The organism is Pseudomonas sp. GP01-A4, from assembly GCF_058780865.1.
Map to the genome: position 1 here is coordinate 77,812 of NZ_JBYSWF010000006.1, position 22,364 is coordinate 100,175.

The following is a 22,364-nucleotide window of genomic DNA, read 5'->3' on the forward strand; positions in this document are numbered from 1 at the left end:
GACTCCTAGAGCACGCCGGTGGCTTCAGTGAGCAGCCAGACACCAACGACCAGCAGGACGGCGCCCACGGCCACCGTCAGGCCGAATTGCCCCCAGGTTTTGCGGCCCGTGTGGATTTCCGCATAGGTACCGTAGGCGTGGTAGCAGACACCGACAAACATCGAGGCGACCACCAGCAAGGCAACGAGCATCACGATGTCGTAACCGTAATTGCGCAGCGTCTCCATGATGCCGGAGCCGGTGCCCCTCGACGGATCTTCCAGGGTTGGGAGGTCGGCCCGGACAAACGTCGGCAGCATGGCGAGTGTGGATGCCGAGGTCAGGACGGCCATACGTGCCGAATGCAAGCGATACGAGAGCAGGTTCATGATGTGAGCCTTTGCGTTAGGAGAGCAGGAAAAAAGTCAGCACCACGTACATCGCGATAAACCTCACCGCAACGCCGACGAACTGACGCTGGGAAATCCGCTGTTCCGACCAGCCGACATAGGCTGTGCGCAGGGCCCATACGCCCCACAGCAGCAGGGTTGCGAACACGGCGCCGAGCAGTACGCCGGCGACAGCAGAGGGGGTGAAGCCTGCATTGGCCTGAAAGGCGGCAAGCTGGTTGGCGTTCATCGGTCATCCTCCTGTTTGGCGTCCTGGCGGTAATCGCCAAGCAGTGCAGAGGGATCGCGTGGCTGTGCACGCTGAGGCGTCAGGTAGTCGTTGATGCCCGACCGCATGCGCTGCAGGTCGGCATCCAGACGCCGATAGTCGAAGTGATAGCGGGAGCGTGACTCGGGGGCGGTGCTGGCGGATTGTTTGGCCAGACGGTCAAGCAGGTCGAGCTGGCGGGCGACGGCCGCCAGGTGTTCACGCTCATACCCATCGTCAGCTGCGGCGGCGAGCTGTGTGATGAAGATACTGGTGAGCAGCAACGCTACGACAGGACGTCGCCATGCGTAAGCCGAATTGTGAAACCTTGCCATTGCGCCATTTCCGATGGACTCGAATGGCTCGATGCTGCGGGGATAGCTGGTGGAAAGCCGCAAACAATGGGGAGTTACTCCTCACCACTTTCCTTACAACATTTTTTTGGTGGTGTTGCGTTGTGCATTCTGAAGAGAGTGGCAGGGGCGATTGTTTCATCGCAGAACAGCTATCTCTTCATCTGTGTCTCTGCGTATCGAAATCGTGGACGCTCAGGGCGGATATCTTGTCAAATTTCACTTTAGCATTCTGATTGGAGTGCTAATCGCTTATTAGCGCTCCCGTGGGATGTTTATTGACAACAGTAACAAGGCGTGAGGTAATTGTTCTCATGGGAACTGATAATAGCCTTAAGCGTTCCTATGAGGATGATAAATGAGTACACCATTGCCGTTGCCCGTCGAGCGGGCGCTCCGCAAGCTCGGCAGCGACATTGAGCTTGCACGCAGGCGTCGACGGATTTCACAGGCCTCGCTTGCAGAGCGAATGGGAGCTTCTGTGTCCACTGTTCGGCGCATGGAGAAAGGGGATATGCGGGTGCCTATTCATTTCTTCGCCCGCGCCTTGCACGTGTTCGGTGAGGTACAGGCGCTGGCCAACCTGCTGGATACGGCGCACGACGACATCGGGTTGACGCTGATGGATGAACAATTGCCTAAACGTGTACGCAGTAAACCGCCGGCATCGGGGGCATTATGAAATCGGTTACTTCAGTTCGCCAGCAAGTCCAGGTCTGTCTTGGTAAGGCGGGAATACCTGTTGGCACTCTTATTTACGTCAAGCAGGGACGCCGTGAGAACACCACCTTTGCCTATGAGCAGGGATGGTTGGGGAATCAGGAGGGGTTCAATGTTTCTGCCGATCTCAGCCTGATCTCGGGTTATCAGCCACGTAGAGCTCCCTCAGCTCACGATTCGGTCTTTCATTTCGCCATTGCCGATACGACACCGGACGCTTGGGGACGCCGGGTCATCGCACGTGACCATGCCAAGCGTCGTAAGGGTAATCCATCGCTCGCGTCGCTGACAGAGATGGACTACCTGCTGGCGGTTGACGATTTCAGCCGGATCGGCGCGCTGAGACTGCGCGATCAGAACGGACATTATTGCCGGACGATTGAAGATGGACGGCGCGCTACACCGCCACTGCTGGAATTGCAGCGCATCTACCAGGCCAGCCGGGCAGTTGAGAAAGGTCAGGAAAGCACTGAAGATTTGCGTTACCTTCAGGGCAAAGGCACATCGCTCGGCGGGATGCGCCCCAAGAGCACGGTGGTCGATGAGGATGGCGCACTCGCCATTGGAAAATTCCCAAGCGTGGGCGACACCCGTAGCGTGACGCGCGGCGAAGTGCTGGCCTTATGCTTGGCAAAACAAGCAGGTATCAATGCCGCGCCGGCCCGTATCATAGAGTTGGACGGCGTACCGGTCGCTATCATCCGTCGTTTCGATCGCGATAGTGCTGATGGGCGTATTCCATACCAGTCCGCCGCGTCTTTGCTGCAGGCGTCGCGCGAAGAGGATCGAAGCTATACCGAAATTGCCGATGCTATCCGTTCCGTGGGGTATGCACCGACCGCAGATGTGCAGCAGCTGTGGCGGCGACTGGTTTTTAACCTACTGATCACCAATGTGGATGACCACCTGCAGAACCATGGCTTTCTTCATGTGGAAAAGGGGCTCTGGCGGCTGGCACCGGCATTCGACGTCAATCCCTTCCCGGACAAAGAGCGAGAGTCGAAAACCTGGCTGTCGGAGGAGGATGGACCGATCACCGATCTTGAGATGCTGCTGGCGCGGAGCACCTATTTTTCGTTGAGTCGGGAGGATGCGTTGGCCGTGCTGGCAGAAGTGTATGACGCCGTGCTGGACTGGCGGCAGATTGCGCTCAGTGCAGTGGTGGGGTTGCAAGCGAGCGAGTTGGACGATTTTGCGCCAGCGTTTGAGCACGAGCAAATGGAGGCGGCGCAGGCATTACTGGCCTGAAATACCGGTCAGCACTTATAGGTATTTTTTGAAGCTGCCTGCTGCGAGGTCTGTTGCGGCACCTAACAGAATTGCGCAGGGAAGCAAGATAAGAAGCGGGTGTGCGCTGACGGGCAGGGTCAGGTAAAGGACCCAAGGCATGACGGCGAGAGGCATCAGACTGGCCTTTGCCCGGTGGTAGACAAAGCCTGACTCACGGCCCGCACCAAAGCGCCTGATGTCCCGCCGCACCAGGCCATCGACCAGTCCGACGAAAGCTGCCATCAGGAATAGTGGGATGGTCAGTACCAGCACCAGCAGCCGGACGAGGAACACCAGTAGCGTGTACGCACTGGCGATCAGATCGTTCTCCAGGTACACATAAACCTGACTCAGATAAAAACGGAAATCCCGACCCGCTCCCTGGCTGGGTGAACTGGCTTTGGCCGATGCGTCGCGCATCCAGTCAATGAGCCCGCTTTTGACGAACACCCATTGGTAAGCCGTTTCTACCAACCAGGACGCCGTTTGTCCCGGTTCCTGCACCACGGCGCTGCGTGTGAAGTGTTGTGAGAGTTGCGTCAGTTCGTAGTCCAGCATGCCTTGCGCGTGCCGCCAGCCTTGATCGGCCCAGAACAGGTGCATACCCACACATTCGATCACGATGGACAGAAACAAAGACCCCAACAGCACGGCCACAAACCGGAATGGCAGCGTGATGATGCCGGTGATCAAACCCTGCTGTTGGGTCTGCTGGCGCTGCGCTGTGTTGGCCGGGTCACTCACGGTTGCGCCTCTTCAGCATCCACTTCGGCGGTCGCCATATGCCGGATCCCGTCAAGCAGGTCATCAGGCAGAGGGGCATCCTGCAGGCCCGGTAGTGCTTTGCTGTCCCACCAGTCACCCGCCTCGACGTAGTGTTGGCGCATGTACCCAGCAAGCTGCTGCAGGTCCCTAGGCATCACTTCGTCAGGGTCGGGTGCCGGCAGCGGCATGCGAATCTTCCAGAGGTTGCCGCCTTCGATCAGTGCAAAGCACTGCCCCTTGGGCAGGCCGACAACATGGGCGGGTTCGATCAGGGGCACACTCGTCGTCGTGATGCGGTCCTGGGTGTTGCTGGTAAAATCGGTCTTGCCGTGAATGTCGGAGCTGTCGGTGGCGCCGCTCATCAGTGAGGTGGTGTACACCTCAACCTTCGGCAGTTGTTTCGTGAGTAATTCGGCGGTCGCAGTTTCCCGCACCCTCAACATAAACAGATTGTTGAAGTTACCGACCACTTGACCGGCTTTGGCGCGGTTGCCAATACGCGCTTCAATGTCACTGAGCGTTTGCGTGTAGGCGGTGACCTGGAGACCGGCACCGCCGCCTTTGTTGACCATGGGGATGAACTCATCACCCATCAGTTCGTTGAACTCGTCGGCGTGCACGTTGATCGGTACTTTGACCCCAGACGCCGTGCCGGGTAGACCATCGTCAATACCGAACTTGTAGATGTGTCCAGCGACCGACACCAAGTCGCTGAACATGCTGTTGCCCACGGCGGCTGAAACCTCGGCATCCGAGAGCGCATCGAGGCCCACATACACCACGGCCTTCTTCCGGATAATCTGCATCCAGTCGAAAATGGGCCGGGGGTCGGCCAGATCGGCATAGTCCGGGGCCAGCAACTGAGAAATCTTGCCGGTCGTGAGCTTTTCCAGCAGGGGCAGCAACGAGGCGACAATTTTGTCAAAGTAGGTGCGGTCATAGCGTACGGCAGATCTGAGCCCGTCCAGCACCGGATCGTAGACCCTGACCTGTGACAGGTATTGTTCGAGCGCAATGACGCGCTTCTCGCGGCCGATCATGTTGCGGGGAGTGTTCTTGTCGTTGAGCCTGGCCTCGATCTGCACGATGACTTCCCAGGCCTTCGGCTCGTTGCTCGCGAAGTAGTGCTGGGCGTATTCGATAAACAAGGCATCGATGTTCACCACGTGCCGCTGGATCAGCAGGTAGTCGGGCCGCTGCCCCAGCTCGACGAGTGCACGGGCGATGATGTTGACGAAGCGCCAGGCGAACTCGCGAAACGCCGCGGAATTACCCTCGCCGGAGAGTTGGCCGGCAATGCGCGTGGCCACCTCGCTGATGCGACCAAACCGTCCCACGGCGTTGTAGCGGGCGGAAATATCTGGCCAGCCGAGGTGAAAAACATAGAACTCGCCCTCGCGCCCGGCGCGTTTGGCCTCGACATACATGCGCTTGAGCAGGTCCGCATCGCCTTTGGGGTCGAAGACGATGACCACTTCATGCTCGCCGGCTGCGTTACGCCGCCGGATGTCCTGGGTGATGAACAGCTCGGCGAGTCTTGTTTTGCCCACCCGCGTGGTGCCCAGGACGAGTGAATGCCCAACCCGTTCCCCCAGCGGCAGCGTAACGTCCACTTCATGCGGTTCAATGCCATGCAGGCGCGGCATGCCACCGACTGGAGGTAGCGGCCGCGCCGGATTAAATGGGCTGTCCCAGGCCGTCAGTCGGGCAAGCTTTGAGAGTGGGAAGGGTGCGAATTCCACCCGCTCTTCCAGGCAGCGGGCGATGCGGTAGGCAGCCGTGGGTTCCACATAACGACGAAACTCGGGGCGGTACGTTTGCATCAGCCGATGCGTGTGCCGTTGATCCCAGCGAAACCCCCGACCGATGAACAGGCGCTGCTGACTGACCGGCACAGCACGGCTGGTCATCACGTACTTCGGCAGACGGCGGATATTGCGGCGGTAGCGCAGGATGGCCCAGGCTTCCCGCAGGCGGATCGCGCCAAAGGCGAAGAATGCCAGGGCCGAGCCCAGGCCGAGCAGCGGATTGAGCGCGAGCGACCATGGCGCCACCAGGCACAGAAGCGTGGCAGCGGCGCAGACGGCCACGGTGTACAGCTCCACCGCTGGCCGTAGTAGGACTTCCACCGCATGAGGCTGGGCCATGGCGAGTGGCTCACTGCTCAATGCCGGTGGCAGTGACCAGTACGGGGCAATGGTGCAACCCCAGGCGTTCTGCGAGATCGTCGCCTGATACCGGCGACAGTGTCAGGTCCGGGACCAGTCCGCGCAAGGTGGCAAGGGCGTCGGCAGATGCCACGTTGACGACCAGGCCGACCGCCTTCAACTCGCCCAGGATTGCTGCACGCTCGCGTAACCATTGGCGCGAGTGGTCGTCATCGCCGACCAGAAACATTGGCCGCAGCCCGGAGGCCTGGATGACCCTGCGCGGCTCCTCCCCCGGCGACAGCCGCCCGGAACGAACCGGCAGCATGTCTGTTTCGCTGAAACGTTGCTGTGACGGATGAGGTGCGGAGAGGGAAGGGGCTAACGGCTGGTCCTGGCGTGGTCGTAGATTCAGTGATTGGTAGTAGGGCCATGCCGAAACACCGCCACGGTCTTCGACCACGATCAACGAGGCGGCGTCTGCGAGCGCTCCCCCGGTGGCCAGGCATAGCAGGCCGAACAGCGATGGGGCGGCGATTCGCAGAGGAGGATGGAGCTTCATAGTGGTTTTCTCCTGAGGGAGTTTTCAGCGAGGGCGCCGCCGAGCACGCGCTGCAGGTGCTTGTGCACACTCATGCGGTAGCGGGCAGCCGGTGCCCCACCTGCCGGGCGGTGGTAGCGTCCAATGGCGAGCAGCCAGTCCTCGCCGTCGGTGTGCTGTTCGCGCAGAATTTCCGCTGCGATAGCGAGGTTGCGATACGGGTCGAGTAGATCGCAGGGCTGCGGGTAGCGGTGCTTCTGATAACCCAGATTGATCTGGCCGAGGCCGACGTCGACCCGTGTGTGGGGAGCCTCCCACAGCGCCTTTTGCAAACCCGCACAGGCTTTGGCGCGGGAACTGAAGCGGTGCGGCACGCCCGCCACATTCAGGGTCCAGGGCCACGGCACCAGCCGGCCATCGCGTTGCAGGCCGCTCTCCTGCAACGCCACCGCATACAGCACCGCAGAGGGAATGCCAGCCCGGTGAGCTGCGATCTGATACGCCGGAGGCGGTACGTCCTGCGCGCCGGCGGGGGCGATTATGGTCATCCAGGCCAGTACCACGAGCCGATGACGCCAGCGGGTCACTGCCGTTGCCATTGGCCATTGACCTGTCGCACAACGGCAGGCAGGCCCCCCGGCAGGCCCAAAGACAGCCAGCGACCGGCATCGTGGTTGAGCGTGATTGAACCGTTGCGTACGCGATCTGGATTGATACTGGCGCGTTTTGCCCAGTCGCGAATGAGCGCGTCGTTGGCGCGGCTGCCAACCATGTAGAGGTCGAAGCCGACATCGGATACCTGCAACTGCTGAACCGCCAGGCCACATGGCGCGCAGCCGTCCTTGATGAACACGGCGATGCGGTCGGTGCTGTTGGCGGTGGTGGAGGAGTTGTCAGGAGTTTGGCTGGGCAGGATGACACGCTGCATGCCCGGGTGCAGGCGTTGCCAGGCGGCGTCGTAGGCCCGCTGGTATGCCAGCGTCTTTTCGACGCGGCGGGCTTCAACCTGAACCTGCAACTCGGCATAGCGGTCGCCTTCTTCCTCGGAGCGCGCTTCGATGCCGAGTGCGGTCAATGGGTCGAGGTTGGGCGAAAAGATGCCCAGCGGTCCCTGCATCAATTGGCGATAGCGAGCCCATTCCTCTGTGTGCAATCCCCAGTCACGGGCCTGTTGTTCGTCGCTGACGCGTGAGGTCGTTGTTTGTTCCTCGCTGGGCGAGACGGTAGAGGCGATCGTGCGAGCGTTCTGTGCGATTGCCGGAGAGAGAAAGGAGACGGCCAGGCTCAGCGTTAACGCGCGGAAGACGAGAGTGTTGTTCATTCCGAGCTCCTACGGCAGCGTCAAACGATGCATCTGGCCACCGTTCTCGCGCTGAAACACGGCGGCCTGGCCATCGATGGCTTGCAGGCGCCAGCCGCTGTCAGTTTCACCGGGACGCAGGACGCGCATCTCGGAAAAGGCGGCATTGCCGGTTGGCAGGATCGACAGAAATCGTTCGCCGCCGCGAAGCTCGATCCCCATAACCGTAAAAGGTAGGCCCGCTGCTTGGGTCGGTTTTGTCGGGGGTGTCACACGGGTGCGCACCGGTACTGGAGTCGTCTGGTTGGGTTTATCCAGACGGGCGGTCAACTGGTCGATGCGTGTTTCCAGAGAAGACAGGCTGGCTGCTGTCAGACGCTGCTCGAGTCCGATTTCGATGGCGGTCATTCGTTGCTCAAGTGTTTTGCTATCAGTATCATAACGGGCTTGGGTCAAGGTAACAGGCCGTTTCTGCAGAACGTCGAGGCGCTGGCTCAGATCAGTCAGCCGGGCTTCCAAGGTAACAACCTGGCTGCCCTGAGCGCTGGCGCTGGTCTGGGTGGCCAGACTCGACAGCGAGACGTGGTTGACGATCGTGGCTGCGCTAATCAGGATCAGCCATGCGATGCTGGCCGCACGCAACAGCATGCTGCGGGAGTCGCCTGGGGTGGATTGAAATTCCCTCATGGTCTGGCCTCCGTTTTCAATGGAGGCCGCGCTATGTCGACAGGGGCGACCGGTCCGGATTGGGAAAGTGCACCATCGGTGGTGGGCTGCACTGCGCGTGTGAAGCAGATCCGGCGTGCGCCGTCGTCGACCTCCAGATCCCAGGCAGGACCGGCCAGCGTGAGCAGGGCATCACGCAACAACAGCGGGCCCAGTCGGTAGTGCGAAGCCGGTAGCGGGAGCACATTCAGCGCTGCGATATCACTGCTGGAACACAACTGGTAGCCAGAACGGAGCAGGACATGACGCAGGGCGCCCCCAACGGTGGCTGTGCGTGTGTCGGGAACGGTCACGTCGACGACCTGAAACAATAGGTCCTGTTGCGCTAATACCGGAGCCAACTCGACCAGGGTGTACCTGCCATAACGCACCACTGAGATGAACTCCGGCATCCCGCGCGCGGACGCGCTGGGACCTTTCTCTGCGGGTTTAACCGGAGTGGGTGGAGTCGGAGCGGATGCCGTCGTGCAACTGGCCAGAGCGGCTGTCATCAGCAGGCAGAGTAAGACCTTGCTGGGGTGATTTTGGCTGAATGCTGGCATCGGTCGATTCTCTGGAGCGTGGAACCGACACCATCGCCTCACAAGGCCGGTGTATCAGCAAACAATAGGATTCGCCGAGTCACCAGATTAATCATGCCTTTGGCCTCGCTCGGAAACTCTGCCTTAGGCCAAGGGGGACAGGGGCCGAGTTAGGCCCCCGGGCGGTGAAAAAAGTGACTGACCGGTACTGGCGACCGGAAGTCGGTAGATAATGGCAAGAACGGCCTCAGCGTTCCGACGGTAGTCGGATCATGGTGGCACTGCGGTCGGCCTCGGACATGATGCTAAGGCTGATTTCACGGGTGACCACGTAGAATGAATTGAGCTGCCCGTCGATCTTCAGCGCGGCGTTGTTGGCGTACCAGGTCTCGTCGGAAACCTGGCCCCAGTCACCACGCGCATGACGTTGAAAGAACGGCATTGGATCAAGGCGACCTTCACGCATCAGGCGATCGACGCCCTTGCTGAAGATCAACGCGCCAACCGGAAACAACAGCTTGGAGTGGTGGCGGTGATATCTGGATGAATGTGCCATGGAAGTCTCCTTGTTGAGGACCACAGCACCCTTGGGGGGATGGGCCCCAACAGGTGGATAAACCGACAATCTCGGCCTTCAGGGGGCAACTGCCTCGACGAGTAATTGAATGGTCGTGAGACTGCGTTGCTCGTCAGTGATAACCACCAACGCTAAATCACCACTGATGGCACGGTGCTCCTTGGGCGGAGAAGGGCTGCGCGGAGCGCAGATGTGGGAGGTATCGAAGGTTCATGGTAAAGCTCCTTTGGGATAAAAGAAGTCGGTCCGTGGATGCGCAGTAGCGGTTGGATGGCGGATGCATGGGGCATGGTGATGTCCTTACGAAGAAGCAGGGACGGCACCAGCCCGTGAGGCCAGTACAGTCCCTTGGGGATTGAAGAGCGCTCTGGCAGGAGCAATGTGTGAGAATCGCAGACTCTGCCCGGAGTGGGCAAAGTCAGCGAGCGGTCAAGCTTTGAGCTGTCGCAAACCTTCGGCCAGCAACCACAACGCCCGATTGAGGCGCACGTTCTGGTCGATGCCTTGCACAGGGCGTGTGCGTTGATGGCGACCGTTGGCGGTCCGACTAGACAGACCTCCTTTGACCAGATTTTCCTGTACTCGGTTAAACACCGACCACAGATCCGTGCGTTGGTCATCGAACCGGCGTGTCGCCAACACCTGGCTTTCAGTGATCGGCAGCACCTTGTCCGGGCTGTCGTACTTGAGCATCAGTGCCGAGCGCGCAAAGACCTCTGCTTCGCCATCGTCGAGCATGATAGCTCGCATGGCTTCGTGGGAGTCCTGTACTTGGTCGAAGCCACGCAGGACTTCATAGGCGCCCTCGATGACATGTTCCGTCACGTTGCCCTTGTGAGGCACACGGACGTCACCGACGATGTTGCCGCACACCAGACCGTTTTGGCAGACAAAGCGGAACATGCCCGCCAGCATCTGATAGCTGCTCGTACCGTCGTGACTATTGAGCAAGATAATTTCATTGGCCTCTTTGCCATTGATCTGGCTCGCATGACGAAGCCGGAGCATGTGCTTGGTGAATTCACGACGGTCTTCGTGACGCACGCGGGTCTGGCATACCATGAAGGGCTCGAACCCTTCATCGCGTAGTTTCGCCAGTACAGCGCAGGTCGGTATGTAGCTGTACCGCTCGGAACGGCTTTCATGCGGGTTTTCCGCGAAGATGGAAGGGGCGACTGCGCGGATCTGGTCATCGGACAGCGGATGATCAGTACGTAGCACGGGGGAACGTGATGCAAAACGAGAGGCAAGTTGCATGACAAACTCCTTGAAAATTGAGCAGCCGACAACGACTGGCTAGGAGCCAGGCGAGCACGAGTGCATAGGACAAAAAGCCCCGCGATGCAGGGGCTGGACGAAACTTGGCAGGAAGAAGCCCATCTGCATGTCGGTCGTACCGATGCGGATGGATACGCCAATGGCGTAATAACCCAATAGGCAATGAAGGAAGGCCGGGGCTTATGTTGGCCCGATATCAACCGCACGAGGGTTGAATCGAAGGACCACCCCGGCGTTACGGATCAGAACGACTCGGCCAGTGCCGGTGTTTGTGCATCGGTGGCTTCGTCGACAGGTTCTGCAACAGGCTCGGAGGTTTCCGAAGCGGGTGCTTCCTGGCTGACAGGCGATTCGGAAGCCGCAGGGGCTTGCGATTCGCTTTCATCGGCCTTGGTCGATTTCGGCTCGGCCTTGTAAACCAAAGCACTGTCGACCTTGATCCAACTGATGAACAGCAGACGGGCCTTGAGGCTCACTCCCTGTTCGCCTGCACGTTTACCTTTGGTGTAGGTGAACGTATCAGCCCACAGGTCGCTGAGTCGGAACCCGATCATCACTTTCTTCTCCGCCTCGACGGCCTCGATGCAGCGACGAACCAGGTGTTGTGCTTCCGAGCCCGATACGCGCGTATCAAAACGCACGTACGAGACGTCGTCGCTCGGACCATTGAGCGCTGCGATATCGCAGGCCAGGAACGGATCACCTTTCTTTGGCTTCACTTCGCGAACGCGATTGAGATAACCGAGGCCGGTGATGTGAAGATCGAAAAAGGTTTTTTCGGATGAAGTGGTCATGGTGAATCTCCAGACTTGCAGGACAAGAGTGCGGAGACACACCGACCTGGACGGGAGGTGTGTAACCCCCGCGTGGGTTGATGGATCCTGGGATCCGGTACAACTAGACTGGCATCACCATCGAAGACTCGATGGGCGTTCGCATCTGGGATGCCGAGTGCGAACTGGATTGATCAACGCGGACGGAACCGCGCCGTAGTCTTGAAGATCGTGACCACCTGGGCATGTTGCTGACAACGTCAGCGGAACATGGCTGAAACGTGGCACCCGTGGGATGTGCCCGCTACCGGAAATCGGTACTGGCGCGCATCCCCATTGTTCAGTCACCACAAAAACAGGCGATGGACGCTTCGTCGGAATCGAACATGTCGCGCTGGTGGGCGGCGAATCGGGCCAGGTCGGCATAGGTCGGGCCATCGTTGCGAAAGCGGGCGCCGCTGGGTTTGCTGGCAAGACTCAAAGACTCCATACGTATCCACCAGACGGCGGACCCCGGTTTGGCCTTGAACAGTGCCAGCCGCTGTCCCTGTGGCTTGAGAAGCACAGGTCGCAGTTGCCTTCGAGCGTGCGGCCGTTCACGGTCAGCAATTCCAGATCGAAGGGCTGGGCCTACCAGAAGGCGGTCACCTCGCGCATGCTCACGCCAGCCTCGGCCAACGGCATGCACATCGTCTCTCTGCTGGACTCTGTGGAATGACCGCGCGTCCTGATCTTCGCCACGCGGCGCTGCTCGTCAGCCCGGATGCCGATGAACTGATCCCAATCGGTCCAACCCAAACTGCTTACGAACTTGTGCATTGCACGGATTTTCAGGGAGGTGGTGCAACCCAGAGCTACCGGGTTGGGCAGGTGCTGGCGCTTGCGGATTAGCGCCTCGAAGGGTTCGCCTTGCCGGCTGGCGTTTGCGAAATTGACCACCGCGAAGCCGGGCAACGCATCGCGATATTCGAGCCATTGGATCGGCACCTGCCACCGTACGCTGCACTCGCGTACGAAACGCAGCGTGGCCTCCACTTCCTTGCCGGTGTTGGCGAAGCAGACTACGGTATCCGCAGGCAGGCCCGCATTGGCTTGCAGCACTCGCCACAGCATGTAGGCGCTGGTGCGACCGCCGCTGAAACTGATACAGGTGGGTTGGTCAATCTTGAATGGGTCGCGCATGTGAGCTGTCTCCAGGCTGGTGTGCCGACAGGCACCGACGGCAGAGGGAACTCCTTGTGAAAGGAACGAGAGACAGGCATGCGGTCACATGGCCGTTGTTCAGAAAAAGGCCCCCGGATGGAGGCCTTGTGATCAGGTGGTGAGCTAGCCTTTACCAGGCTTGGACGCAACGGCTTGCAGCGAAAGCTGTGTCGGCGTGGCCGACAATTCAAGATCGTCTTCACTGTTGAGGATGCGGGTGAAGACAGTATCGTGGGGATCAAGAAACTCCCCGAAGTCATCCCCGCCAAGCTCGGTGCGGGCGAGTTCCCACCAGTCATCGAACGGATCAATGTCGGGATTGCAGCCGACGGCGTAGGCCAGCAGTTTTTGCTGCCCTTCAGGTGTACGCTCGCCGAACTCGGCCAGGAAATACACCCCATGATCCTTGGCGAGGATGAGGCGGCTCTTGTGAGCGATAGCCTCGGCCAGCACGGGACGCAAATTTGTACCTTTGAATCGCAACATGGTGATCTCCATTGCTTGAGGAAAATGCTTCCCACCAGGAAGGCAGGAAGCTGGACAGGTAAGGAGTGGTGTTGGGCGACTGATCAATGCCGGATCGGCTTGCGCCCGTCCGACAGGATTTCCACCTGGATCTGCCGCCAATGCCCGTCGTCGATCAGGTGTTCCAGCGTTTCGCCGAGCATGTCGAAGTACACCTCGTCCACGCGCTGGATGAGTTCATCAGCGTGGCGCAACTCCACGGCGTAATGGTCGCCGGCACGGTCATAGAGCACCGTGACGCGGCCCTGGAATTTCTCCGTGGAGACCGTGAAGCTGATCGCGGGTGGCGTCTCGATGATGTTGTTGGGCAACGGGTCGACCCAGGTGAAATCCCTGGCCTTGGCATCCACCAGGAGGTGGGTGATGCGCCGGAAACCATCGGGAGCGGGCAGTTGCTCCAGTTGATGAACGAGTTCCTGCAACTCCGGGCAACGCAGTTCAGGAGCCGGCAACTTGGCCGGTGCTGATCCGAGAATGTGTGTCTTCACCGTGTATGGAGTGCCGTCTGAGGCCACTTCTGCGCGCTCTTCGGGCGTATCCGCGCGAAGACCGTCGAAGCGACGACGAACATAGGGTTGGACTTGTACCTTGGTGCCTTCGTCGGGTTCCTGGCTCACCTGCTGGCGATCCAGTACGGCGAATTCGGCACGACCGATCTTGACCACAATGACCTGATCGGTCTTGGCGACAATTTTGCCCTCGAAGGGCTGCGGGTCCATACGGACGCCGAGCGAGAGTTCCTGCGGAAGGTCTTCGTAGATGCGGAACTTGAAGCTGCGAACATTGCGCGGAACATGGGCCGACACCAGCTCTGGTATCTGCGTGCGAATGGATGAGTGATCCATGGGGAGACTCCTTTGAGGAAAACAAGGGACTCCTGCCCGCAAGGGAGGGTATCCCTTGGGGGGTGGGTAAATAGATGCTGCGTGCATCAGGGAGCACAGTGACCAGCGCGCAAAACCGCACCGAAGTCTTGAAGGTCTCGACTACCTGGGATGGTGCCGGCTACGCCAGCAAACCTGTGCGCAGAATGACATCGCCACACGGCGGTAGGCCCGCGTCAATCGGCAACCGGTGTGCCCCGCATTTGTCGTTTCATCCGAGCAGAAAAAAGCCCCTCGGTTGAGGGGCTAGAAGGTATGTCGTGGTAAGGGTCATTCTTCGTACAACGGCAAGCCGTCAAGTACCGGTGCGTCGGCGTCGAAGATCAGGATGCGGACATCAGCCAGTGCGGCCAGAAGAAGAACATTCACCAGCGACTCCGGCATGCCTTTGTCGCATTGTTCCTGCCGCAACTGCTCGGCGGTGATGCCTTCGACGTACTGCAGGTTGGCATCGGTCCAGGGCGTGGCAATCACCTTGACGCCGATCGCCGGGCTGTATGGGATCCGGAAAGCGACGAACAGAAAGCCGATCGGCGTGGCGATGTCTGCAAGCTCTGTCAGGTAGCAACCCGCTTCTTCGGTGATGTGCGCCGTGCTGATTTCCCAGCATCGGCTGTAGAAGCCAGTCTCAAAAGTCAGGCGCCGTACAACTTCCCGCGCGTCCTCAGCGGCGTAGGTATCGCCGATGTGGATGGGCTGCCCGGCATCGCCGCCGAGGATGGCGTGGACCACCGAGCGGACGATTCCTTCGGTTTGGCACTGTGCCTCAAGGTCGTCGCCGACCTCCTGGCCTTCCGTGATCAGCGCGAAGTCGTTGCACAGGATGCAGGGAAACTGCGCGATTTGATCGTCCAGAAGGTGTGCTTGGCTGGGATGAAGTTGCCGCCATACGGGCGGGCTGTCGTCTTCATAGGTGATGCAGAGAGTACGAACGACATGCAGGTTTTGGTAGCCTCGGATGAAAGGATTGGGAGTCTGAGACATGGTATTTCTCCAGCAGAGGTTAGGCGGAACCCATCCCCAACTGGGGATCGGGTCCCAGTGGGTGAATAAATGCAGGCGCTTCAGTCGAAGCACTCAGCTCGGAGGTATCAAGCAGAAGCTGCGCAACGTGCGCTCGCAGGATCGCTTGAATATGCAGGTCGGAGATGCCGACAAGTAGGCTCACCGTCTAGCGCTTGAGCAGGCACGATGTTTCATCGATCTGGTTCTGCGGCGCGGCCTCGCGCAGTTGTTCGCCGAGATTCAGTGCCTGTGTTGAGTCGTGGGTGGAATATCACCTCGTTGCTGATGACGCAGCCATGGCCGCAGAACTCGAATAGTCGTGATTTGCTGCACAGTGCCATGGGAGCCTCCAGAAGACGATGCGCCATAGGCGCGGTGGATTGAATTCGCGTAAGCCGACACGACGGCAGTTCTGAACTGGTCAGTGCCATGCGTCGAATGAAGAAACGCGGGGTTGCGCGGGAATGAAGAGCATCGGCGCTAGGTGTGGCGCACGTCCGCGTAAAACGATGCGAAACGGACTGGATCGGTCTACGTGGAACCTCCACGTCGCAGCCTGAGGACCGTGGCTGCTGGCATGGTGCTGACCGGAGTTAGCAACAGATGGTGGCAGAATGGCAAAGCGGCTTCATGGCGTCTGCCGACAATGGGCTTTTTGCGCGCCCCTGTTATTGCAAGACCTGTTGCAGGTGTCGTCCGAGCTAGGCCGCAAGGCACGGCCATTGAGTTGCCAATGGCTTTGCAGCGAGGTGCACGCGATACGGCACCAGGGTGTAGTCGTCCGGTATGCCTTAAAGGCGGCACTCCTTGGGCATTAGCCGGAGCCCCCGTCATTGGTACCTGTCCGCTGTGCCGGGGTATTCCCGTAGTAGCAGAAATAGGGTTTCGTAGTTCGGCACCGGTATGGGGCTTTCGTCCTCATTACCGGTGCTGACGCCTAATTATGGCGACATGCCACTCTCCCTGTTCGGCGGCCAAGTTCATGACTTTGATGTGGCGGCACACGCTGCCGTACCGAAGGGGTTGAAGGTGCATGTGTCCATCTTCTGTTCTGGTTGTGGCGAAGTCACCCGGTTCTGGACAGGTCGCAGGCAGACGGCGTTCAAGATGCAGAGAGGAACAAGGCGCTGGAGGCAGTACGCCTCCAGCGGGGGACAGGGATACCACCTGTGGCTGTCGCAGGGACTCTGGCCGTCGTCAACGCCTGTCGCTGGAGCAGATCGCACCCGACCCGTTTCGTGGCTGGGGTCGATATCTTTCGGCGCACATCCGCGCACAAAAGGAGCCCGTTGTTTCACCGGCGGGCACCGGAGGCGAGCACCGTCGTCCCCGAAGGGTCTCCTGGCATCTCGCGCGCAAGGCGCCAGGAGACCCTTCGGGCCGGACGTAGAGAGTGCCGATCAACAGGCCGTGCATCCGGCCGGGCAGGAAAGCACCTTCAATCCTCCCGACGACACGAGCCGCTGGAGAGGTACATGCCATTGCAGAAGGCGGGGGCATGCTTGGGATGCCCCGCGGGTAGCGGGGCCATGCCTGACAACCGCTGGAAAACGCGGCTGGGGCAGGACGTGTCTGGCAGGCGTCAGGAAGCTCTGGGAGCGGTCCGCCGCTTGCGCGAAGCGGCTCGCTTGCCACCGGACGATTCGATTGCTACGGTGCCTTTACAGTCAGGATAACGGTTGCACGACCAAAAAGGACCTGTTTTGCCGGTGCGCTGCCGCGTCGCTGCACCACACAATGGGCAAGCCGGACCTTCGGGAATCTGGATGGACAAGGTGATGTCACGGTACTGTTGCACGAGTTGCGTGATCCAGACCGATTGCTTCTCGATGAAGGTGTCCAGGGTCAACTGACCGGTTTCGATCAGGTCCAACGCCTGTTCCCAAATGGCGGTCGTGCCCGGGTCGGCGATGGCCGCTGGAACTGCGTCGATCAGGGTGAAAGCCGCCTCGGAGGCGCGGACGGATCGACCTTTTTTGACCAGGTAGCTTCGGCCCAGCAAGCCGTTGATGATGTTCGCACGGGTGGCCTCGGTGCCGATGCCCGTGGATTCCTTCAACTTCTGCTTCAGGCGTGGGTCGGTCACCAGTTTGGCGACACCCTTCATGGCTTTGACCAACTCACCCTGCGTGAACGGTTTGGGCGGCAGTGTCTTCAGCGCTTTCAGATCGACAGAGCCTACCAGGCAATGTGTGCCCTCGGATAGCAGCGGCAGGATCTGGCTGCGTTGGGCGGGCTCGTCGTCCGCACCGTCGGGTGTGCCCGGCCCGCTGTTGATTAGTGCCCGGTGCCATCCCAGGACGGCAACCTGCTTACCCGTTGCCTGCAGTGTCTGGCCGCCGGCTGACACCGTGGCGACTGTTCTGTCGAACTCATGGTGAGGTAGAAACTGGGCCAGGTAATGCGAACGGATGAGCCGATAAACGGCCCGCTCCTTCTCCGACATGGCAGAAAGGTTGGTCGGCTCCAGCGTGGGAATGATGCCGTGGTGAGCAGTGACTTTCGCATCGTTCCAGGCGCGTGAGCGTTGGGTGCGGTCGAGTTGGTCGAATAAGGGGCGCAGGCTGGGATCAGTGGCGAGGATGGCGTTGAGTACCGTCGGCACTTCGGCCAGCATGCTCTCCGGCAGGTAGCCGGAGTCCGAGCGGGGATAGGTGGTCGCCTTGTGCGTCTCGTACAGCGATTGCGCGATGTCCAGTGTCTCCTGAACGTCGAGAGCAAACTGACGCGAGCAGACTTCCTGCAGCGTGCTGAGGTCGAACGGGAGAGGCGCGACTTCGCGGACCCGCTCGGTTTCCACCGACAGCACCTGCGCCTCACGAGTGCCGCCGATTTGGCTTACTGCCTGCCGGGCCGTTCGTTGGTCCAGGCACCGACCTGCAGCATCGGTGGTGGCATCGGGCGGCATCCAGTTTGCGGTGAAAGAATTGCCAGCGTGCGATAGCTGCACGTCGACGGACCAAAACGGAACAGACACGAACCGGGCGATCTCGCGGTCACGATCAACCACAAGACGCAGCGTGGGCGTCTGCACACGACCGACTGAGAGGACACCCTGGTAGCCGGCTTGGCGGCCGAGCACCGTGAACAACCGGCTGAGGTTCATGCCGATCAACCAATCGGCGCGAGAGCGGGCGAGTGCCGAGTAATACAGCGGCAGGGTCTCATTCGAAGGATTGAGCGCGTCCAGTGCCTTGCGAATGGAAGCGTCATTCAGTGCCGACAGCCACAGCCGTTGAATGGACCCACGGTAGCCGCACAGATCGATAATCTCGCGAGCGATCATCTCGCCTTCGCGATCGGCATCAGTGGCAATCACCAGTTCGGTGGCGTGGCCGAGCAACTGTTTGACGACCTTGAATTGCGCGGCAGTGGAGGCCTTGACCTCGCTGCGCCAGCGCTCGGGGATAATGGGAAGCTGTTCCATGGACCAGCGTTTGTACTGCTCGCCGTACGCTTCCGGTGGTGCCGCCTCGAGCAGATGGCCGATGCACCAGGTCACGACAATTCCTGGTCCGTTGTAGCAGCCAGTTCCGCGCTGTTTCGCACCCAGCACACGCGCTATGTCTTTGCCCTGCGAAGGTTTCTCGCACAGATACACGCGCATGCAGCCTCCTCGGAAATAGCGTGGTGTCCATCGAATGAGCACCAGCATGTCCGGGGAGACCACGAGAGACCGCAAACAAGGTGGACTCGACAATGACCGGCTTTTTGAGCGGGGGGAGTAAGGTTGAGTCCAGGGTCGTTTAGGAGATTGCCAGAGAAGGCGCTTCGTTTCGCGCGCGCGGGGAACTCAGTGGATGTCCATGGCGCTATACCCTGGGTATAGCGGTGTCCGCTGGAAGCCGGTATTTGGCAGGCCGACAGGCGCTGGCGCATTGAAGGCGACCATCGACTGCTACAGCCGCCACTCGGATCAGGCATCCGGTTCTTCACGCCACTTCAGATAATCACCCACACAAAAGAAGCCAGCAGCGGCCGCATTGCGCTCAAGCGTCCATGCAGTCTCGCCGGGACGGATCAGCACCTGTAGGTCTTCGGAGAAGTGCGCCGTCGAGTCGGCATGAGAGCCCCCTTGACGACCATCGGGCGGGTCGGCGTCTTTGAGGTCGCCGTCTTCAAATTCATCATCGCCAGAGTATTCCTGGTCGTCAGCCTCCCAGGGCTTTGCGGTCCACAGAGCATGAAGCAGGTCATCGCTCAGATCCTCGCGCAGCAAGTAGCACAGTGCGTCAGGATGGACCTCGTCGACCTGTACATGGAACAGCGTGGCGAATCGACGCCGTGCAGCCTCTTTGGCCTCGGTCTGGGCTTTCTCATAGGTTTCGATTTCGGCCCAATACGTGGCTTCTTCCTCGTCGTACTGGATCTGCGCTGAGGCACATTGCGCCGTGTCAACCCGGTGCTGCGCCTCGATGAGCTTCTGGTCAGCCTCGGCACGCGTCAGAACCTCCGACCAGTCGGGTGTCGGGGAACCGGTGCCAGCGACAGCAAGAAGCGTGTTCTGGTAATCGATGAAGGCCCTATTTTCGTCAGGAACCGGGTCGACGACGACAGGGTCGTTGCTGACATCTTCGATGGTCGGTGGTAGGTCGCGCTTCTCGCGACCGCTGCCGGCACGGTCGACCAGAAAGCGTTCACGCCAGGCCTCGCCACGCGCACGCTTCCCATCGCCCTCGAGGCTCATGGTGTACTTCATCAGCCACATGTGCATGTAGCGCTGGCGTTGCGCGCTGTGCTGCAGGGCGAGGTCATGGAAGCGCTGATAGAACGCGTCATCATGGCCACAGTCGAGGCTATCGCCTTCGTGGGCAACCTCGTGCTCGATAAGGGTAAAAATGTAGGCAGCGGTCCTGAGTGGACTCGATTTTAGCCGCTTCACAAGGGTGACGTCGACGGCGATGTAACTGCTGCCGTCGGTCCACGCCTCGGCGATGTTGGACTGCCCGAGAAGAATGTGTAGCGATTTACCCTCACGCACATGGCCTCCGTATCCAGGCCGGCCACCCGTGCACAGGGCGGCGTAGTGATGCAGGCACCAGCGCAAAGCAGTCCAGGCGCGGCGTGTCTCGCGATCGAGCGCATCTTTTTCCATCAAGATATGGGTCCGCTCAATGAACGCGTCGCGCAGTGTTGAAAACGCGAGCAAGTCCGGAACGTAGAGGCCGTTCAGCCACCAGTACTGTGTGCCGTTCTGCTCCACGTCGTGGTGAAGGTTGGCATGGACCCGAACGATACACTCGACAAAATCCTGTGCGTTGTAGCAGCCGAAGCGGTCGAGTGTGGTGGGGTGAACGATCACGGCGATACCTTCGCGGGCGATGGCTTCACCCTTCGGGACATCGAAGGCGTTGTCGACGACCGCGAACCTGCCGCCTTGCCGCTTGTTGTGGCTATAGCGGCATTTGCGCAGAAAGTCCTCCAACGACACGTGCCGCTTGCCGGGCAGAAGCGTGACGACCTCTTCCTGAGAGTAGATCTGAACGATGTTGGCATCGCCCGAAAGCAAGGCCCGCGCGGATTTTTCACGGCGAGCCTCGGTTTTACGGTGGTCACCAAGACGGGACGCCATCTGGTCAGCCATCTGGCCAAATTGTCTGGCAACTGATTTCCACACCGGGCAGGTCTTGCGCAGGATTTCGGTACGGGAGACGTTCAGGCCAATGGCCTTTTTGGAAACGATGAGGCCGCCCGCGCCCCACGTGTGAGCGGGATCGTGGCGTACCAGTACGCCCTGGTTGTAGATGGAGACGGCACCGTCCGCTTTCACGCGATACCAGGCGAATTCGTCCTCGGCATCCCAGCGCTCGGTGCGAGGATCGCGTGTGATGCACCGGCCATTCAGCTCAACAATGACGGGGGTGTAACGCACCAGGTCCCGAACCTCCTGGATGGTCGACATCAACTCCGCATCACTCAGGACTTCGTACCAGTCGCCAGAGATCGAGCAGCCCGGCGATGCGTCCTGGAGGTCGTCAAGATCGTAGTGATAGCCCATCTCACGTGTATCGACGGTCATCATCCAGGCGTTCGAGCGCCAGACTGTTGTGGCATGGGCCATGATCTGGCCGCGCCCGAGCCGGAAACGGCCGTAGGTGGCGTCGCCTTCATCGTGTGGCGTGCCGAACCGACCAAAGTACCGAACGACATCTTCGCGGCGGGCAAAGCCCTGGCCGTCGTCGCTGCAGGTGAAGCCGGTGCGGGACATCGAAAGATGCACAGAGCTGGCCCTGGCATCGACCGAGTTCATCAGCAACTCGATGATGGCTTTGCCGATGGAGCCCGCCTGGCTGTAAATGATGTGGTGGATGATCTGCGGATCGAGTTCGAATGGCAGACGCATGGACCCTCCTTGTAGCGTCAGGTCAAAATATTGATGAAAACGCCGTCCATCTCATTGCCGATGCGCAATGAAGAGCCCGGCATTCGACCTGTGCACCGGGAGAGGATGGATACGCGATCATTGATGCCGGCGATTACCGGGTTTGTCGAAAACCTAACCGTGCCACTGCTCATCCGTATTCAGCGTGAGCGGGTGTGATCAGACCGGAGTAAGCGGCGTGTGATGGAGTTCTCAGGAGGTTCAAACGTGTCGTGAGATGGCACGTCGGGAGCACTGTCATGTACCGCGGACTGCGACCTCAGTGGACGTCAGTGGAGCTATTTGACATGATCCAGACCCAAGCGGGTGGGTGCAAAGTGGCGAGACAGCGAGTGATGGCCATTAAGCTGCCCCCCTGATAAGCCGAAGAAAGACACTATGCAATGGGTCAAGTGTTAGTGGCGATTTGCAGCGAGAGTGAGGTGATGGCGAAGACGCTGACCGATGCATATCTAGTGCTGCTGTTAGCGGCGACCATCCACGGTACGGATGCCGCCGTGCGTGATACAGCGAAGCGCTGTGCCAAAACGCTGCCGAGAAGCAAGCGGCATGTGATGTACCAGATAGTGGACAGCAAGGAGCCGCTCAGGCTTGTGTTCCACATCGCGGAGAATCTGGACTGATGTAGCAAGCGAGGAGAGTCTGCAAGAGTCGGAAGCCATGAGGCCGCGAATGGAGGCCGTAGGTTGGTTCTCCGGGAGCTTCTCCATGTGCCGCGAACTGTGGATCTCAGGGGAACTCCATGGACGCTGGCTGTTG

The 22,364-nt window shown here is 59.9% G+C and carries 21 protein-coding genes and 1 pseudogene; 3 read left to right on the forward strand and 19 right to left on the reverse strand.

Annotated elements, in window-relative coordinates; genetic code table 11:
* Window positions 1-5: 5 nt before the first annotated feature.
* The 3 genes from AC3WKX_RS06215 to AC3WKX_RS06225 are packed head-to-tail and all read right to left on the reverse strand — an operon-like array spanning window position 6 to window position 971.
* A complete protein-coding gene (locus tag AC3WKX_RS06215) occupies window positions 6-332 on the reverse strand; it encodes a TIGR03745 family integrating conjugative element membrane protein (protein ID WP_082631599.1) in 327 nt (108 codons plus the stop codon).
* Between the two features lie 52 nt (window positions 333-384).
* On the reverse strand, window positions 385-618 hold the full coding sequence (locus tag AC3WKX_RS06220; protein WP_057978215.1) for a TIGR03758 family integrating conjugative element protein: 234 nt from the start codon (window positions 616-618) through the stop codon (window positions 385-387).
* On the reverse strand, window positions 615-971 hold the full coding sequence (locus AC3WKX_RS06225; protein ID WP_057978213.1) for an integrative conjugative element protein, RAQPRD family: 357 nt from the start codon (window positions 969-971) through the stop codon (window positions 615-617). Before AC3WKX_RS06225 ends, AC3WKX_RS06220 begins: the two co-directional genes overlap by 4 nt.
* Window positions 972-1,347: 376 nt before the next feature.
* On the opposite strand from AC3WKX_RS06225, the gene AC3WKX_RS06230 reads away from it, so the two are divergent.
* Together AC3WKX_RS06230 and AC3WKX_RS06235 are read left to right on the forward strand one after the other, a co-directional pair.
* Window positions 1,348-1,671 (forward strand): helix-turn-helix domain-containing protein, encoded by a 324-nt coding sequence (locus tag AC3WKX_RS06230; RefSeq protein ID WP_024718120.1) that lies wholly within the window; start codon window positions 1,348-1,350, stop codon window positions 1,669-1,671.
* Window positions 1,668-2,957 (forward strand): type II toxin-antitoxin system HipA family toxin, encoded by a 1,290-nt coding sequence (locus AC3WKX_RS06235; RefSeq protein ID WP_173883009.1) that lies wholly within the window; start codon window positions 1,668-1,670, stop codon window positions 2,955-2,957. The genes AC3WKX_RS06230 and AC3WKX_RS06235 overlap by 4 nt, the downstream gene beginning before the upstream one ends.
* 15 nt (window positions 2,958-2,972) lie before the next feature.
* On the opposite strand, the gene AC3WKX_RS06240 is transcribed toward AC3WKX_RS06235, so the two are convergent.
* The 16 genes and pseudogenes from AC3WKX_RS06240 to AC3WKX_RS06315 all read right to left on the reverse strand — a co-directional run bounded on the left by AC3WKX_RS06240 (window position 2,973) and on the right by AC3WKX_RS06315 (window position 21,566).
* The gene (locus tag AC3WKX_RS06240; protein WP_057978209.1) at window positions 2,973-3,722 is read right to left on the reverse strand and encodes a TIGR03747 family integrating conjugative element membrane protein; all 750 of its coding nucleotides are present in this window, start codon (window positions 3,720-3,722) and stop codon (window positions 2,973-2,975) included.
* Window positions 3,719-5,890 carry a type IV conjugative transfer system coupling protein TraD gene (traD, locus tag AC3WKX_RS06245; protein ID WP_102604611.1) on the reverse strand — a complete coding sequence of 724 codons (2,172 nt, stop codon included), beginning with the start codon at window positions 5,888-5,890 and terminating at the stop codon, window positions 3,719-3,721. Before traD ends, AC3WKX_RS06240 begins: the two co-directional genes overlap by 4 nt.
* A gap of 10 nt (window positions 5,891-5,900) precedes the next feature.
* Window positions 5,901-6,452, reverse strand: a complete 552-nt coding sequence (locus AC3WKX_RS06250; RefSeq protein WP_102604610.1) for an integrating conjugative element protein — start codon at window positions 6,450-6,452, stop codon at window positions 5,901-5,903.
* Window positions 6,449-6,979, reverse strand: coding sequence for a transglycosylase SLT domain-containing protein (locus AC3WKX_RS06255; protein WP_231984252.1), 531 nt, complete (start codon window positions 6,977-6,979; stop codon window positions 6,449-6,451). Before AC3WKX_RS06255 ends, AC3WKX_RS06250 begins: the two co-directional genes overlap by 4 nt.
* Before the next feature lie 35 nt (window positions 6,980-7,014).
* Window positions 7,015-7,752, reverse strand: coding sequence for a TIGR03759 family integrating conjugative element protein (locus AC3WKX_RS06260; protein WP_102604609.1), 738 nt, complete (start codon window positions 7,750-7,752; stop codon window positions 7,015-7,017).
* Between the two features lie 9 nt (window positions 7,753-7,761).
* Window positions 7,762-8,418, reverse strand: a complete 657-nt coding sequence (locus tag AC3WKX_RS06265) for a hypothetical protein (protein ID WP_102604608.1) — start codon at window positions 8,416-8,418, stop codon at window positions 7,762-7,764.
* On the reverse strand, window positions 8,415-8,999 hold the full coding sequence (pilL2, locus tag AC3WKX_RS06270; protein ID WP_173883008.1) for a PFGI-1 class ICE element type IV pilus protein PilL2: 585 nt from the start codon (window positions 8,997-8,999) through the stop codon (window positions 8,415-8,417). The genes AC3WKX_RS06265 and pilL2 overlap by 4 nt, the downstream gene beginning before the upstream one ends.
* A gap of 226 nt (window positions 9,000-9,225) precedes the next feature.
* Window positions 9,226-9,534 (reverse strand): hypothetical protein, encoded by a 309-nt coding sequence (locus tag AC3WKX_RS06275; RefSeq protein ID WP_048350974.1) that lies wholly within the window; start codon window positions 9,532-9,534, stop codon window positions 9,226-9,228.
* 450 nt (window positions 9,535-9,984) lie between these two features.
* Window positions 9,985-10,812: a DUF932 domain-containing protein gene (locus AC3WKX_RS06280; protein ID WP_048350973.1), complete on the reverse strand. Its 828-nt coding sequence runs from the start codon at window positions 10,810-10,812 to the stop codon at window positions 9,985-9,987.
* 263 nt (window positions 10,813-11,075) lie between these two features.
* Complete coding sequence (locus AC3WKX_RS06285) at window positions 11,076-11,627, reverse strand: STY4534 family ICE replication protein (protein WP_102604607.1); 552 nt, start codon at window positions 11,625-11,627, stop codon at window positions 11,076-11,078.
* 319 nt (window positions 11,628-11,946) lie between these two features.
* Window positions 11,947-12,788: pseudogene (locus AC3WKX_RS06290) on the reverse strand (adenine nucleotide alpha hydrolase family protein).
* A 144-nt stretch (window positions 12,789-12,932) separates the two neighbouring features.
* Window positions 12,933-13,295: a DUF3085 domain-containing protein gene (locus AC3WKX_RS06295; protein WP_048350971.1), complete on the reverse strand. Its 363-nt coding sequence runs from the start codon at window positions 13,293-13,295 to the stop codon at window positions 12,933-12,935.
* Window positions 13,296-13,378: 83 nt separating this feature from the next.
* Window positions 13,379-14,179, reverse strand: coding sequence for a GTPase (locus AC3WKX_RS06300; RefSeq protein WP_102604606.1), 801 nt, complete (start codon window positions 14,177-14,179; stop codon window positions 13,379-13,381).
* Between the two features lie 309 nt (window positions 14,180-14,488).
* Window positions 14,489-15,202, reverse strand: coding sequence for a DUF5983 family protein (locus AC3WKX_RS06305; protein WP_048350969.1), 714 nt, complete (start codon window positions 15,200-15,202; stop codon window positions 14,489-14,491).
* A 1,603-nt stretch (window positions 15,203-16,805) separates the two neighbouring features.
* The gene (locus tag AC3WKX_RS06310) at window positions 16,806-18,830 is read right to left on the reverse strand and encodes a DNA topoisomerase III (RefSeq protein ID WP_048350967.1); all 2,025 of its coding nucleotides are present in this window, start codon (window positions 18,828-18,830) and stop codon (window positions 16,806-16,808) included.
* A 309-nt stretch (window positions 18,831-19,139) separates the two neighbouring features.
* The gene (locus tag AC3WKX_RS06315) at window positions 19,140-21,566 is read right to left on the reverse strand and encodes an ATP-binding protein (protein ID WP_048350966.1); all 2,427 of its coding nucleotides are present in this window, start codon (window positions 21,564-21,566) and stop codon (window positions 19,140-19,142) included.
* Window positions 21,567-21,988: 422 nt separating this feature from the next.
* On the opposite strand from AC3WKX_RS06315, the gene AC3WKX_RS06320 reads away from it, so the two are divergent.
* Window positions 21,989-22,228, forward strand: a complete 240-nt coding sequence (locus AC3WKX_RS06320; protein ID WP_082136479.1) for a DUF7740 domain-containing protein — start codon at window positions 21,989-21,991, stop codon at window positions 22,226-22,228.
* The last annotated feature ends 136 nt before the right edge of the window (window positions 22,229-22,364 follow it).

Excerpts from the sequence above, each read along its gene's own strand:
- AC3WKX_RS06275 (WP_048350974.1), bottom strand. The coding sequence starts at position 9,534 with ATGGCACATTCATCCAGATATCACCGCCACCACTCCAAGCTGTTGTTT.
- AC3WKX_RS06320 (WP_082136479.1), top strand. The coding sequence starts at position 21,989 with ATGGGTCAAGTGTTAGTGGCGATTTGCAGCGAGAGTGAGGTGATGGCG.
- AC3WKX_RS06280 (WP_048350973.1), bottom strand. The coding sequence starts at position 10,812 with ATGCAACTTGCCTCTCGTTTTGCATCACGTTCCCCCGTGCTACGTACT.
- AC3WKX_RS06235 (WP_173883009.1), top strand. The coding sequence starts at position 1,668 with ATGAAATCGGTTACTTCAGTTCGCCAGCAAGTCCAGGTCTGTCTTGGT.
- AC3WKX_RS06215 (WP_082631599.1), bottom strand. The coding sequence starts at position 332 with ATGGCCGTCCTGACCTCGGCATCCACACTCGCCATGCTGCCGACGTTT.
- AC3WKX_RS06305 (WP_048350969.1), bottom strand. The coding sequence starts at position 15,202 with ATGTCTCAGACTCCCAATCCTTTCATCCGAGGCTACCAAAACCTGCAT.
- AC3WKX_RS06295 (WP_048350971.1), bottom strand. The coding sequence starts at position 13,295 with ATGTTGCGATTCAAAGGTACAAATTTGCGTCCCGTGCTGGCCGAGGCT.
- AC3WKX_RS06285 (WP_102604607.1), bottom strand. The coding sequence starts at position 11,627 with ATGACCACTTCATCCGAAAAAACCTTTTTCGATCTTCACATCACCGGC.
- AC3WKX_RS06220 (WP_057978215.1), bottom strand. The coding sequence starts at position 618 with ATGAACGCCAACCAGCTTGCCGCCTTTCAGGCCAATGCAGGCTTCACC.
- AC3WKX_RS06255 (WP_231984252.1), bottom strand. The coding sequence starts at position 6,979 with ATGACCATAATCGCCCCCGCCGGCGCGCAGGACGTACCGCCTCCGGCG.
- traD (WP_102604611.1), bottom strand. The coding sequence starts at position 5,890 with ATGGCCCAGCCTCATGCGGTGGAAGTCCTACTACGGCCAGCGGTGGAG.
- AC3WKX_RS06265 (WP_102604608.1), bottom strand. The coding sequence starts at position 8,418 with ATGAGGGAATTTCAATCCACCCCAGGCGACTCCCGCAGCATGCTGTTG.
- AC3WKX_RS06315 (WP_048350966.1), bottom strand. The coding sequence starts at position 21,566 with ATGCGTCTGCCATTCGAACTCGATCCGCAGATCATCCACCACATCATT.
- AC3WKX_RS06225 (WP_057978213.1), bottom strand. The coding sequence starts at position 971 with ATGGCAAGGTTTCACAATTCGGCTTACGCATGGCGACGTCCTGTCGTA.
- AC3WKX_RS06300 (WP_102604606.1), bottom strand. The coding sequence starts at position 14,179 with ATGGATCACTCATCCATTCGCACGCAGATACCAGAGCTGGTGTCGGCC.
- AC3WKX_RS06260 (WP_102604609.1), bottom strand. The coding sequence starts at position 7,752 with ATGAACAACACTCTCGTCTTCCGCGCGTTAACGCTGAGCCTGGCCGTC.
- pilL2 (WP_173883008.1), bottom strand. The coding sequence starts at position 8,999 with ATGCCAGCATTCAGCCAAAATCACCCCAGCAAGGTCTTACTCTGCCTG.
- AC3WKX_RS06310 (WP_048350967.1), bottom strand. The coding sequence starts at position 18,830 with ATGCGCGTGTATCTGTGCGAGAAACCTTCGCAGGGCAAAGACATAGCG.
- AC3WKX_RS06250 (WP_102604610.1), bottom strand. The coding sequence starts at position 6,452 with ATGAAGCTCCATCCTCCTCTGCGAATCGCCGCCCCATCGCTGTTCGGC.
- AC3WKX_RS06230 (WP_024718120.1), top strand. The coding sequence starts at position 1,348 with ATGAGTACACCATTGCCGTTGCCCGTCGAGCGGGCGCTCCGCAAGCTC.